Raw genomic sequence first — 12,296 nt, 5'->3', positions numbered from 1 at the left:
GCGCAAGGTGCCACTCACGATACCTCCGTCATGGCCGGGCTTGTCACCGCAAGTCGGGTTTACCCGACTCGCGGTGATATTGACTTGACGCAACTCGGGCGGGCCCGAGTTGCGTATGCCATCCCGCTTAGGTAGGCACTGTAGCAGCATAAGCGGGATCACCGGGACTCGCGGTTGCGTGGCGGCCCGGTGATGACAAGAATGGGTCCCCATGACCAAGCCCCATACCGACATCGATCCTTATGCCGATATCCGCGAGAGCGTGCGCGCGTTGTGCGCCAAGTTTCCCGGCGATTACTGGCGGGAGCTCGATCGCGAGCGAGCCTATCCGACCGCCTTCGTCAAGGCGCTGACCGAGGCCGGTTATCTCGCCGCGCTGATCCCGGAAGAATACGGTGGCAGCGGCCTCACGATCAGCGCCGCCGCGGCGATCCTCGAAGAAGTGCATGCCTCCGGCAGCAACGGCGCGGCCTGCCATGCCCAGATGTATACGATGGGTACGATCCTGCGGCACGGCTCGCCGGCACAGAAGGAGCGCTATCTGCCGAAGATCGCGACCGGCGAGTTGCGCCTGCAGGCCTTCGGCGTGACGGAGCCCACGTCCGGTACGGATACCTTGTCGCTCCGTACGACGGCGCGCAAAGAGGGCGATCACTACGTTATCAACGGTCAGAAAATCTGGACCTCGCGCGCCGAGCATTCCGATCTGATGTTACTGCTCGCGCGCACGACACCGCGTGAGCAGGCGCAGAAGCGCACCGACGGTCTATCGGTGTTCCTGGTCGACATGCGGCTGGCGCAAAGCACCAACATGTCGATCACGCCCATCCGCACGATGATGAACCATGCGACGACGCAGATCTTCTTCGACGACCTGCGCGTGCCGGCGGAGAACCTGATCGGCGAGGAAGGCAAGGGCTTTCGCTATATCCTGTCCGGCATGAACGCCGAGCGCATCCTGATCGCGGCCGAGTGCATCGGCGATGCCAAGTGGTTCATCGCCAAGGCAACGAACTACGCCAAGGAGCGCGAGCTGTTCGGCCGGCCGATCGGTAAGAACCAGGGCGTGCAGTTTCCGATCGCGCGGGCATATGCGCAGATGCGCGCAGCCGAATTGATGGTGCACGAGGCGGCGCGCAAATACGAGGCGGGCGCCGACATCGGCGCGGAAGCCAATATGGCCAAGCTTCTGGCGGCGGACGCGTCGTGGGCCGCGGCCGACATGTGCGTGCAGACGCATGGCGGCTTCGGCTTCGCCGAGGAATACGACGTCGAACGCAAATTCCGCGAGACGCGGCTTTATCAAGTGGCGCCGATCTCGACCAACATGATCCTATCGTATCTCGCCGAACATGTGCTCGGGCTGCCGAGGTCTTACTAATCGTCGTCCCCGCGGAGGCGGGGACCCATACGCCGTGACCTATCGATAGACTGCGGCGTATGGGTCCCGGGTCTCGCTTCGCTCGCCCGGGACGACAGTGAATTGTTGTGAGTTCTCAAATGACTCTCCCCCTCTCAGGCCTCCTCGTCGTTTCCGTCGAACAAGCCGTTGCGGCGCCACGCTGCACCTGCCAGCTCGCCGATGCCGGCGCGCGGGTGATCAAGGTCGAGCGGCCGGAAGGCGATTTCGCCCGCGGCTACGATCATCTGGTGCATGGCGAAAGCGCGTACTTCGTCTGGCTCAATCGCGGCAAGGAATCGGTGGTGCTCGATATCGGCAGGGCCGAGGACAAGGCGCTGCTCGAGGCCATGCTCGCCAAGGCCGACGTGTTCGTGCAGAACCTCAAGCCCGGTGCGCTGGCTAAGCTCGGCTTCGCAGTCGAGCGCCTGCGCAAGGATTATCCGCGGCTCATTTGTTGCTCGATCTCCGGCTATGGCGAGAGCGGACCTTATGCGCAGCGCAAGGCGTATGACCTCCTGATCCAGGCCGACAGCGGCCTGTCGTCCATCACCGGCGGACCGGAAACGGCGTCGCGCGTCGGCGTGTCGGTGGTCGATATCGCGACCGGCATGAACGCCTATCAGGCGATCCTGGAGGCGCTGATCGCGCGTGGCCGTACCGGCGAAGGCGCGGCGATTGCGGTGTCGATGTTCGATTCGATGGCCGACTGGATGACGGTGCCGCTGTTGCAGCACGAGGGCGGCAAGACTCCGCAACGCATCGGCCTCGCGCATCCCTCGATCTCGCCTTACGGCGTCTTCAAGAGCCGCGACGACGCCGACATCCTGATTTCGATCCAGAACGACCGCGAATGGCGCGCGTTGGCCGAAAAGGTCATGGGCGACAAGGCGCTCGCCGCCGATCCCGCTTTCGCCACGAATGTCGAACGCATGAAGCGCCGCGGCGAGACCGACGGTCGGGTGGCGGAGGCGTTCGCGGCCCTGGATGTGGCCGAGCTGGAGCAGAAGCTCGCCGCCGCCGATATCGCGTTCGCACGCGTCAACGATACGGCGCTGCTGGGCCGGCATCCGCATTTGCGGCGTCTCACGGTCGGCTCGCCCACGGGTCCGGTGTCGACACCGGCGCCGGCGCCCATGATCGCGGGTGACGCGCGAACGTATGGCGCCGTGCCGGCGCTCGGCGAGCATACGGAGAGGGTGAGGGCGGAGTTCGGAAAGTGAGCTCTGTCGTCTACGCGAAGGCGGGGATCCGGTACGCCGCAGCTGTTCGATAGGCACGGAGTACTGGATTCCGGCTCTCGCGCGGTGCGCTCGCCCGGAACGACCGCTTTGATTAGTCGATCACCACCGGCTCATCGTCATGCGCGCCGCCCGTGGCCTGCTTGCGGCTGGTGCCGATGATCCACACCAGCGGGATCATGATCAGGGTCAGGTACATCAGCAATTTGTAGTCGTTGAGGTAGGCGATCAAATTCGCCTGCTGCGTGACGATTGAGTCGAGCAGCGCCCGGCCGGTGTCGCTTTGCAGGTTCAGCGTGCCGGCAACGTCCGGCATCTGCAGCGCGTTGTTGAAGGGCGTCACGTTCTCTGTCAGCCGCGCGTGCATGTATGTCGTGCCGCTGGTGAGCTGCGCGATCACCATGGAGATGCCGATCGAGGAGCCGATGTTGCGCACCAGAGTCAGCATGGCGGTGCCGCCGGTCCGCAGATGGCCGGGCAGGGTCGTGAACGCCACCGAAGTGATCGGCACGAACAAGAGGCCGAGGCCGACGCCCTGCACGATGCTCGTCACCACGATCGTGGTCTGCGTCGTGTCGAGCGAGAAGGCGGTCATGTGGTAGAGCGTCGCGCCGGTGAGCGCGAGTCCGGTTAGGATCAGATAGCGGCTTTCGATCAGCCGCATCAGCCGCGGCGCCGCCATCATCGTCAACAGCGTGCCGATGCCGCGCGAGCCGAGTAGAAAGCCCGCGGTCTGGATCGGATAGCCGAGCAGGTTCTGCATGAACGGCGTGACGAGTGCCATGGTGCCGAACAGCACCACGCCGATCACCACCATGAACACGACGCCCGAGACAAAGTTGCGGTCCTTGAACAGCTCGAAGCGGACGAAGGGTTCGGGCGTCGTCAGCGAATGAGCGAAGAAGTAATAGAAGCCGACCGCCGAGATGATCGCCTCGATCCAGATCTCGTTGGAGTCAAACCAGCCGACCTGTTCGCCGCGGTCGAGCAACAACTGCAGCGAGCCGATGCCGACGGCGAGAGCGATGAAGCCGAACCAGTCGAAGCGCAGATGTCCCTGCGTCTCGGTCTCGTCCATGAACGTCATCAGGCCGAGCACGGTGATGATGCCGATCGGCAGGTTGATCAGGAATACCCAGTGCCACGAGTAATTGTCGGTGAGCCATGCGCCCAATGTCGGGCCCATGATCGGGCCGAGCATCACGCCGATGCCCCAGATCGCCATCGCCTGGCTGCGTTCCTCGACCGAATAGGCGTCTAGCAGCACCGATTGGGACAGCGGCACCAGCGCAGCGCCGGCCATGCCTTGCAGCAGACGGAACAGCACCATCTGCTCGATGTTCTGGGCGAGAGCGCAGAGTAACGAGGCGACGGTGAAGCCGGAGACGCAGGTGATGAACAGCTTCTTGCGGCCGAAACGGTCCGACAGCCAGCCCATCGGCGCCGTCATGATGGCGGCCGCGACGATGTAGGAGGTAAGCACCCAGTTGATCTGGTCGAGCGACGCCGACAACGAGCCCTGCATATAGGGCAGGGCCACGTTGGCGATCGTCGTGTCGAGCGCCTGCATGATCGTGGCCGTCATGGCGCACACTGTGATCAGCGTGCGCCTGAAGCCCGGCGCCATCGCTGAACCGGCCGTCATTGGGCGTCCTTCGCCATGGCGGAACCGAACGGCAGGCGGCTATGGCCGGTGTCGATCGACACGTTGACGCTCATGCCGGCGCGCAGACGTCGGATCGCCTCATCCTTGTCGAAGGCGATGCGCACGGGCACGCGTTGCACGACTTTGACCCAATTGCCCGACGCGTTCTGCGGCGGCAGGATCGAGAACTGCGCGCCCGTGCCGGGGCTGACCGCGACGACGTGACCGGTGAAGGTGTGGTCCGGGAAGGAGTCGACGTCGAGCGTCACCTTCTGCCCGACGCGGAGATAGGTGATGTCCGTCTCCTTCGGATTGGCATCCACCCACGGCGCCTGATCGTCGATGACGCTGAGGATCGGCGTGCCAGCGGGGACGAAGCGACCGATCTGAATGTTGTCGACCTGCGTCGCGGTGCCGGAGATCGGCGCGCGCACGATCGTGTGGTCGTAGTTTCGCTGCGCGTCCGCGAGCGCAGCCTTGGCTTGCACATACTCCGGGAAGCGCTCGAGCGGCAGCTCGGGATCGCCGAGCAACTGGCTCAGCGTCGTGTCGCGCTGCTGGACGGTGAATTGCGCGATCGTCTGAGCTGTCACCAGCGAGGCGGCCGCGGTGTCGACGTCGGCGGCGGAGCCGGCCTGTGTGGCAACGAGCTTGGTCTTGCGGTCGAGATCGCGTTGCTTAAGCTCGACGCTCTTCTGCGCCAAGTCGGCCATGCTGCGCAGCGACTTGAGGCTGGTCATCGCTTTCTCGTAATCCACGCGCGCGGCATCGACCTTTGCCTTGGCCTGGTCGAGAGCGAGAGAGAAAGGCACCTGGTCGAGCGTGAAAAGTTCGTCGCCCGGCTTGACGTGCTGGCCTTCGCGCACGGCGACACGCACGATCTTGCCGGCGATGTCGGGCGTGATCAGCACTTTCTGGGCGCCGACATACGCATTGTCGGTGGAGATGTAGCGGCCGCCGGTCAGATAAATGCCGATGCCCGCCAGAACCGCGATCAGCGGCAGCACGATCAGCAGGATCATGCGCAGGCGCTTGCGGTCCATGCGTGGCGCCGCGCCACTCTGGGCGGAAGTATCGGCCTCGCTTTCGGGCGCCGACTTCGCCTCCGGCTGGGGAACGACCTTCAGGGCTTTGTCACTCATGATATGAGAACTTTGTTGGTTTGCGGTTGGGCGTTGCGGTTGATGGCGGCGCGAAGGTTGTCCTTCAAGACGTTGAGATCGCGCGCGAGCCGCTCACGCGATTCGGCGCCGAGTCCGTCCAGCACGGTTTCCATCAGGCGTTTGCTGAGTTCGCCGAGTTGCTCCAGCATCGGGCGAGCAGCCGGCGTCAGATAAAGGCGGTTGGCGCGGCGATCATTCGGATCCGCGCGGCGTTCGATCAGGCCATTGTCGGCGAGACGGTCGAGCAGACGGGTGAGCGAAATCGGCTGGAGGTCGAGCAACTCGGCGAGTTCGGACTGCTTGAGACCCTCGCTTCGATCCAGCCGGACCAGCACGCTCCACTGCGCACTCGAAATCCCAAAGTCGCGTCCCTGCTGGTCGGCATAGGTCGCCAGCATCCGGGATACGTCCTTGAGAGCAAAGGCAATTTCGCGCTCGATCGGGAACTTTGGCATGGGCCTAACTCTTTATCAGCCTCGATATAATAAGCACGCTTATAATAAGTACAATAGTCCTTTAGGATGATCCTAAGTTGTTAATGGAGGAACAATCGCGCAGACGGGGCGCCCTTTGGGGGCTTGAGGTGTTTGGCTCTTTCCCCGGCCCGGGAGAAGGTCGGCCAAGGGCATGGCTGCCGCCCATGACGCCGACGAAAGAGGGTTAAGCCAGCCCTAACGCGGCGATGGCCGCCGTGTGATGGGCGGCGCTGTCCTCAGAGAAGCAGCAGAAGATCGCGCGGGCGAGCCCCCGCGGCTGCGTGGCAACCACCGATGCCACTGTTTCGACGGCGATGCGCGCGGCCCGCTCCCCCGGAAAACGATAGACGCCGGTCGAGATAGCCGGGAAGGCAACCGACGCGAGCCGGTGCTGCGCGGCGAGATCGAGCGCCGTGCGATAGCAGCTCGCCAGCAGCGCGTCTTCATGGCGACCGCCGCCGTTCCACACCGGTCCCACGGCATGGATCACATGGCGCGCTTTTAGCCGATAGCCGCGCGTGATTTTGGCGTCGCCGGTGTCGCAGCCGCCGAGCGTGCGGCACTCATCGAGCAATTGCGGCCCTGCAGCGCGGTGGATCGCGCCGTCGACGCCGCCGCCACCGAGCAGGGAGCGGTTGGCGGCGTTGACGATGGCATCGACGTCGAGCGTGGTGATGTCGGCGACGACGATATCGAGTTGCGTGTTGCCGATCGTGGCGGTGGGGTGGGGCATGGTCGAAGAATAGCACGGTCATTGTCGGCCCCGCGAAGGTGGGAACGCTATGCTCCCTCCGACACGAGTTCCGACTTGAGATCGATGCTCGAACGCACGCCGATATTGTCGTAATGGGCGTCGAGGAAGCGGCGCGCCGCACGCTCGCCCAGCTTGCGCAGCAGCTCGAACGATTCGTAGTCGTTGCGCAGCTTGCTTGCGCCGGCGAAACGTTCGCCGAGGCCCTCGAGCACGATGCGATGGACTTTGATCTGGCGGTACTCGTTCTCGCCGGTGCCGCGCGGCAGCCGCTTCTGTTCGATCAGCCGGTTGACGAACTCGATCGCGCGCAGTTCCGCCATCAGCGCCGAATTGAAGGTGATCTCGTTGACGCGCGCGACGATATCGCGGGTCGTGGTCGGTACCTTCTTGCGCACCAGCGGATTGATCTGAACGATCAGCACGTCCTCGGTGTCGGTGGTACGGAAGAAGGGAAACAATACCGGATTGCCGAGATAGCCGCCGTCCCAATAGGGCACACCGTCGATCTCGACCGCGCGGAACACCGCCGGCAGGCAGGCCGATGCCATCACCGCTTCGGCGGAGATCTTGTCGCGCGGGAAGATATGCAGCTTGCCGGTCTGCACATTGGTGGCGGCGATGAAGAGCTGGCGCGTGTCGGCACGCAGGCCATCGAAATCGACGAAGCGCTCGATCAGATCCTTGAGCGGATTGATGTTGAGCGGATTGAGATCGTAAGGCGAAAGATAGCGCGACCAGTTGCTGAGCCAGTCGAAGGTCGGCAGGCCCTCGCCGGGCAATAGCGAAAACAGCCGGTTGAGCACCGTGCGCTGAAGGGGCGGCAGGTCGCCGCCCAAGCTCGCTGCCTGCCAGAAATCGGCCAGCCGTTTGCGCGCTTCGTCGGGTCCGCCGCGCTTGAGGCCATCGGCCAGCATCACGGCGTTGACGGCGCCGGCCGACGTGCCGGAAATGCCTTCGACGAGAAGGCGGCCATCTTCCAGAAGATAATCGAGCACACCCCAGGTGAAAGCGCCGTGCGCGCCGCCGCCTTGCAATGCGAGATTGATGCGCTTTTCGCCGTTCGGCCCCGTGGCTTTGCGTCTGTTGCCGCGGAGGGCGCGCGAGATGATGTCGATCATGCGGCGGCGTCCGCGCGCAGGCGGGGACCTTTACGCCGCAGGCTATCGATCGGACAAGGCGTACTGGGTCCCGGGTCTCGCCATAGCGCATCGCAGACGCGCGTGAACGCGCTTATGGCTCGCCCGGGACGACCGACCATCACTGCGCGACCCAGCCGCCGTCGATCGAATAGGCCGAGCCGGTGATGCTCTCGGCCGCGTCGCCCGCCAGGAACACGGCGAGGGCGCCGATATTCTCCGGCTTGGTGAACTTGTGCATCGGCTGCTTCTCGGAGAGCAGCGCGATCTCTTCATCGCGCACGCTCTTGCCCGACGCCTTGGCGCGATCGTCGATCTGCTTTTGCACCAGCGGTGTGAGCACCCAGCCGGGGCAGATGGCATTGCAGGTGACGCCGTCGTTCGCCGCTTCCATTGCCACCACCTTGGTCATGCCGACCAGGCCGTGCTTGGCCGCGACGTAAGCGACCTTCTGCGTGCTCGCGACCAAACCATGCGCCGAAGCGATGTTGATGATGCGGCCCCATTTGCGTTTCTTCATGCCGGGCATGGCGGCACGGATGGTGTGAAACGACGACGAGAGATTGATGGCGATGACCGCGTCCCACTTCTCGACGGGGAAATCCTCGATGTTCGCCACGTGTTGGATGCCGGCATTGTTGACCAGGATGTCGAGAGCGCCGAACTCCTTTTCGGTCGCGCTCACCATATCCGCGATCTCGGCGGGCTTGGTCATGTCGGCGGCCGAATAGCGGGCCTTGATCCCGAATTCCTTCTCCAGCCCGGCGCGTTCTTTTTCGATCGCATCCTTGTCGCCGAAGCCGTTGAGCATCACGTTGGCGCCTTCTTTCGCGAAAGCGCGCGCGATCGCCAATCCGATGCCGGATGTCGATCCGGTGATGAGCGCAGTCTTGCCTTTAAGCATTGGCCGTCCTCGTGGGAATTTGCGGCCGCCGCGGGCCGCTGAAGCCGATGGTCGGATATGAGGGGCGGAACCTGCCCCTATTTGTTTTGCGGTGCAATATATATCTAGAGGTGGTCGTTCAGCTTTCCGCGATTGAGGCAGCCCGCTACAGTCCGGTGAGAACGGAGCAAGCTTTGGCGAAAAAAGCGCATTCCCACGCGGTATTTCCGGCGCCCGACCACGATCATGGTCGCTGTGCTAGCGATGCCATTGCTCACGCCGAGGCGGTCTGCACCGCCCGCAAGGAGCGCCTGACGCCGATCCGCCGGCAGGTGCTCGAGGCGTTGCTCGAACGGCATCAGCCGCTTGGCGCCTACGAGCTGATCGATCGGCTGGCCGAGGACGGCGCGAGGCCCGCGCCGATCACCATCTACCGCGCGCTCGACTTCCTGCGCGAACAGGGCTTCGTCCACCGCATCGAAAGCCGCAATGCGTTCGTCGCCTGCGGCCACAATCACGATAGTGGCGATCCGGTCGTGTTCCTGATCTGCGAGAAATGCGGCGCCGTCGGCGAAGCGGCGTCCGCTACGGTGGCGGAGACGATCCGGACAGCCTCGCGTGCCGTCGGCTTCACGCCGAAGACGCCGGTCATCGAGATCTTCGGCACCTGCGCCCACTGCAGCGCGAACTGAGAGCTCTCGCGGTCGTCGCTGCCGGCACGCGCCGCGATTGCGGAACTGTGGCGCCGCGTGGGCAGGCGGGATAGAACATCCGACGTCTCGCCGGGAATTCCTCTTCGTGTCCGCCACCGCAAGTCACGTCACTCGTCCGCTCGATGCGCTTGCCGCCGGCGTCGTGGTGGTGCTGTGCCTCTCTTGGGGCTTCAACCAGGTCGCGGTGAAGCTCGCGCTGCCTGAGATCCCGCCTTATACGCAAGCGATGATCCGCTCCATCGGCGCCACCGTGCTGGTGGCAGGATGGTGCAAGCTGCGCGGCATCCCGATTTTCTCGCGCGACGGCAGCCTGATGGCGGGGATCGCCGCCGGCATCGGCTTCGGCCTGGAATTCGTCTTCGTCTTCCAGGGCCTCGTCTACACCACCGCGACCCGGGCGGTGCTGTTCATCTATCTCGCGCCGTTCTTCGTCGTGCTCGGCACGCGAATTTTCCTGCCGGCGGATCGCTTCAGCAAATTCCAGTGGCTTGGGCTGGGACTGTCCTTCGCCGGCATGCTGCTCGCGTTCGGTCTGCCGACGCCGGCGCTCGATCCGCGCCAGATGCTCGGCGACGTGATGATGGTGGCGGCTGCTGTGGCCTGGGCGTTCACCACCTTGGTGATCAAGGCGAAGCTGACGCGCATCTCGTCTGAGAAGGTCATGCTGTATCAGCTTGTCGTCTCGGTGGTGATGCTCGGCTTCTGCGCGGTGGTGGCCGGAGAGCGCATGACCCACATGCCCTCCGCGCTGGCGCTCGGCGCGCTCGCCTATCAGACCATCTGGGTGGTGAGCGTCACCTTCGTCATCTGGTTCGCCCTGGTGGTGCGCTATTCGGCCAACCGGCTGTCGGCCTTCACCTTCCTGACCCCCTTGTTCGGCGTCGCCGCCGGCCATCTGGTTCTGAACGAGCCGCTCACGCCGGCCTTCGGGGCGGCGGTGGCGCTGGTCGCCGCCGGGTTGGTGCTGGTCAACCGCGCCGGGAAGGCCTAGGGAACGGCTAAGTGGGCGCTCAAGTCATCGGAATGTCTTGATTTGGCACCAGTTTCGGCCCCATGGAACAGTTTCCGGGGATGCCCCGTTGGGCATTATCGGGGAAAGTGTTAGTAAGCCCGCATCGCGGGCTCTCGCGTCCAGAACAGCAGGCTTCAGCACGACAATGAGCACTTCGGCACAAGCGCGGCACCGGACGGTTCCGGTCGACGTTGGCGGCGTTTTGGTGGGCGGTTCGGCCCCGATCGTCGTGCAATCGATGACCAACACCGACACAGCCGATGTCGAGGGCACCGCGCGCCAGGTGGCGGCATTGGCCCGCGCCGGCTCCGAGCTCGTGCGTATCACCGTCGACCGTGACGAGGCCGCCGCCGCTGTGCCGCACATCAAGGAGCGGCTTCTGAAGATGGGTGTGAAGGTGCCGATCGTCGGCGACTTCCACTATATTGGCCACAAGCTGCTCGCCGATCACCCCGGCTGCGCCGAAGCGCTCGACAAGTACCGGATCAATCCGGGCAATGTCGGTTTCAAGGACAAGAAGGACAAACAGTTCTCACAGATCGTCGAGATGGCGATCAAGCACGGCAAGCCGGTGCGCATCGGCGCCAATTGGGGCTCGCTCGATCAGGAATTGCTCACGCACCTGATGGACGAGAACTCCAAATCCGAAAATCCGCTCGGTGCGCGCGAGGTCATGCACGAAGCGATGGTGCAGTCGGCGCTGCTGTCGGCCGCGCGCGCGGAAGAGATCGGCTTGCCGAAGAACCGCATCATCCTGTCGGCGAAGGTCTCGGCCGTGCAGGATCTGATCGCCGTCTATGCCGAGCTGGCGCGCCGCTCCGATTACGCGCTGCACCTCGGTCTCACCGAAGCCGGCATGGGCTCCAAGGGCATTGTCGCGTCGTCCGCCGCCATGGGCGTGTTGCTGCAGCAGGGCATCGGCGACACCATCCGCATTTCGCTGACGCCGGAGCCCAATGGTGACCGCACCCGCGAGGTGCAGGTGGCGCAGGAGCTGCTGCAGACCATGGGTCTGCGCACCTTCGTGCCGCTGGTCGCGGCGTGCCCCGGCTGCGGCCGCACGACGTCGACGACCTTCCAGGAGCTTGCGTCCGACATCCAAGGCTTCATCCGCACGTCGATGCCCGAATGGAAGACGCGCTATCCCGGCGTCGAGACGCTCAACGTCGCGGTGATGGGCTGCATCGTCAACGGCCCGGGCGAGAGCAAGCACGCCGACATCGGCATCTCGCTGCCCGGCACCGGCGAAACGCCGACCGCGCCGGTGTTCATCGACGGCAAGAAGGCCGCGACCTTGCGCGGTCCTACCTTGAGCGCCGAGTTCAAGCAGATGGTGATCGATTACATCGAGCGCCGCTTCGGCGCCGGCGGAGCGAATCGGACCGCCGCCGAGTGAGAGCCAAGCCGTTCTTCGTCCTGTTCTTCGCTGTCGCGCTCGGCCTCGGCGCGCTGTCGCTCTACATGTATCTGACGATCGAACGCGCGGATAAGACCGTCACCGCCGTCGTCTCGCCGGACAACAAGTTCAAGGCCGTGCGCATCACGCTCGCCGGCGGCGAGCCCAAGCCATTCTGCTTCGATAGCATCTCGGTGCTGCTCGCGGTCTATCCGGACGGGTTCGCCGAACGCAACAAGGCCTATGAAGTGTTCTCGGGGCCGTGCGACGTGCCGGAGAAGCGCAAGGATTCGCCGAAGATCGAATGGCTGACGGACCGTACGTTGCAGATCACGTATTCGCCCGAGACGCCCGGCTTCAACGAGAAGAAGGCGGTCAAGAAGCATCTCGACGTGACGAAATCGGTGAAAGTGACGTTCGAGGAGAAATGAGGCTCACGGGTCGCGCCGCCGCGCGGCGCTCCTCGCCATGAACGACT

Annotated in this window: 12 protein-coding genes; 6 read left to right on the top strand and 6 right to left on the bottom strand. The window is 64.2% G+C overall.

The genetic code is table 11. The annotated features are described in order from the left end of the window. Positions 1-211: 211 nt before the first annotated feature. On the top strand, positions 212-1,381 hold the full coding sequence (locus tag DW352_RS17070) for an acyl-CoA dehydrogenase family protein (RefSeq protein WP_115692463.1): 1,170 nt from the start codon (positions 212-214) through the stop codon (positions 1,379-1,381). Between the two features lie 119 nt (positions 1,382-1,500). Next, positions 1,501-2,622, top strand: a complete 1,122-nt coding sequence (locus tag DW352_RS17065) for a CaiB/BaiF CoA transferase family protein (RefSeq protein ID WP_115692462.1) — start codon at positions 1,501-1,503, stop codon at positions 2,620-2,622. A gap of 112 nt (positions 2,623-2,734) precedes the next feature. Here the strand turns inward: DW352_RS17065 and DW352_RS17060 are convergent, their stop codons facing one another. The 6 genes from DW352_RS17060 to DW352_RS17035 form a co-directional block, all read right to left on the bottom strand. Beyond that, positions 2,735-4,285, bottom strand: a complete 1,551-nt coding sequence (locus DW352_RS17060; protein WP_115692461.1) for a DHA2 family efflux MFS transporter permease subunit — start codon at positions 4,283-4,285, stop codon at positions 2,735-2,737. Further along, positions 4,282-5,427 (bottom strand): HlyD family secretion protein, encoded by a 1,146-nt coding sequence (locus DW352_RS17055; protein WP_115692460.1) that lies wholly within the window; start codon positions 5,425-5,427, stop codon positions 4,282-4,284. Before DW352_RS17055 ends, DW352_RS17060 begins: the two co-directional genes overlap by 4 nt. Continuing rightward, positions 5,424-5,903, bottom strand: a complete 480-nt coding sequence (locus tag DW352_RS17050) for a MarR family winged helix-turn-helix transcriptional regulator (RefSeq protein WP_115692459.1) — start codon at positions 5,901-5,903, stop codon at positions 5,424-5,426. Before DW352_RS17050 ends, DW352_RS17055 begins: the two co-directional genes overlap by 4 nt. 205 nt (positions 5,904-6,108) lie before the next feature. Further along, entirely contained in the window at positions 6,109-6,657 is a 549-nt protein-coding gene (locus tag DW352_RS17045) for an O-acetyl-ADP-ribose deacetylase (RefSeq protein ID WP_115692458.1), read from the bottom strand. Between the two features lie 47 nt (positions 6,658-6,704). Continuing rightward, positions 6,705-7,796: a patatin-like phospholipase family protein gene (locus DW352_RS17040; protein WP_115692457.1), complete on the bottom strand. Its 1,092-nt coding sequence runs from the start codon at positions 7,794-7,796 to the stop codon at positions 6,705-6,707. 139 nt (positions 7,797-7,935) lie between these two features. Further along, a complete protein-coding gene (locus DW352_RS17035; RefSeq protein ID WP_115692456.1) occupies positions 7,936-8,718 on the bottom strand; it encodes a 3-hydroxybutyrate dehydrogenase in 783 nt (260 codons plus the stop codon). Between the two features lie 173 nt (positions 8,719-8,891). On the opposite strand from DW352_RS17035, the gene DW352_RS17030 reads away from it, so the two are divergent. The 4 genes from DW352_RS17030 to DW352_RS17015 all read left to right on the top strand — a co-directional run bounded on the left by DW352_RS17030 (position 8,892) and on the right by DW352_RS17015 (position 12,249). Then, positions 8,892-9,389, top strand: coding sequence for a Fur family transcriptional regulator (locus DW352_RS17030; RefSeq protein ID WP_245434155.1), 498 nt, complete (start codon positions 8,892-8,894; stop codon positions 9,387-9,389). A gap of 106 nt (positions 9,390-9,495) precedes the next feature. Further along, complete coding sequence (locus DW352_RS17025) at positions 9,496-10,401, top strand: DMT family transporter (protein ID WP_115692455.1); 906 nt, start codon at positions 9,496-9,498, stop codon at positions 10,399-10,401. Positions 10,402-10,567: 166 nt separating this feature from the next. Beyond that, positions 10,568-11,818 carry a flavodoxin-dependent (E)-4-hydroxy-3-methylbut-2-enyl-diphosphate synthase gene (gene ispG, locus DW352_RS17020; RefSeq protein WP_115692454.1) on the top strand — a complete coding sequence of 417 codons (1,251 nt, stop codon included), beginning with the start codon at positions 10,568-10,570 and terminating at the stop codon, positions 11,816-11,818. Next, positions 11,815-12,249 carry a hypothetical protein gene (locus DW352_RS17015; RefSeq protein ID WP_115692453.1) on the top strand — a complete coding sequence of 145 codons (435 nt, stop codon included), beginning with the start codon at positions 11,815-11,817 and terminating at the stop codon, positions 12,247-12,249. The genes ispG and DW352_RS17015 overlap by 4 nt, the downstream gene beginning before the upstream one ends. The last annotated feature ends 47 nt before the right edge of the window (positions 12,250-12,296 follow it).

It is taken from the genome of Pseudolabrys taiwanensis (assembly GCF_003367395.1).
In the GTDB taxonomy this organism is placed as follows: domain Bacteria; phylum Pseudomonadota; class Alphaproteobacteria; order Rhizobiales; family Xanthobacteraceae; genus Pseudolabrys; species Pseudolabrys taiwanensis.
This window is presented reverse-complemented; position numbering and strand designations above follow the sequence as displayed.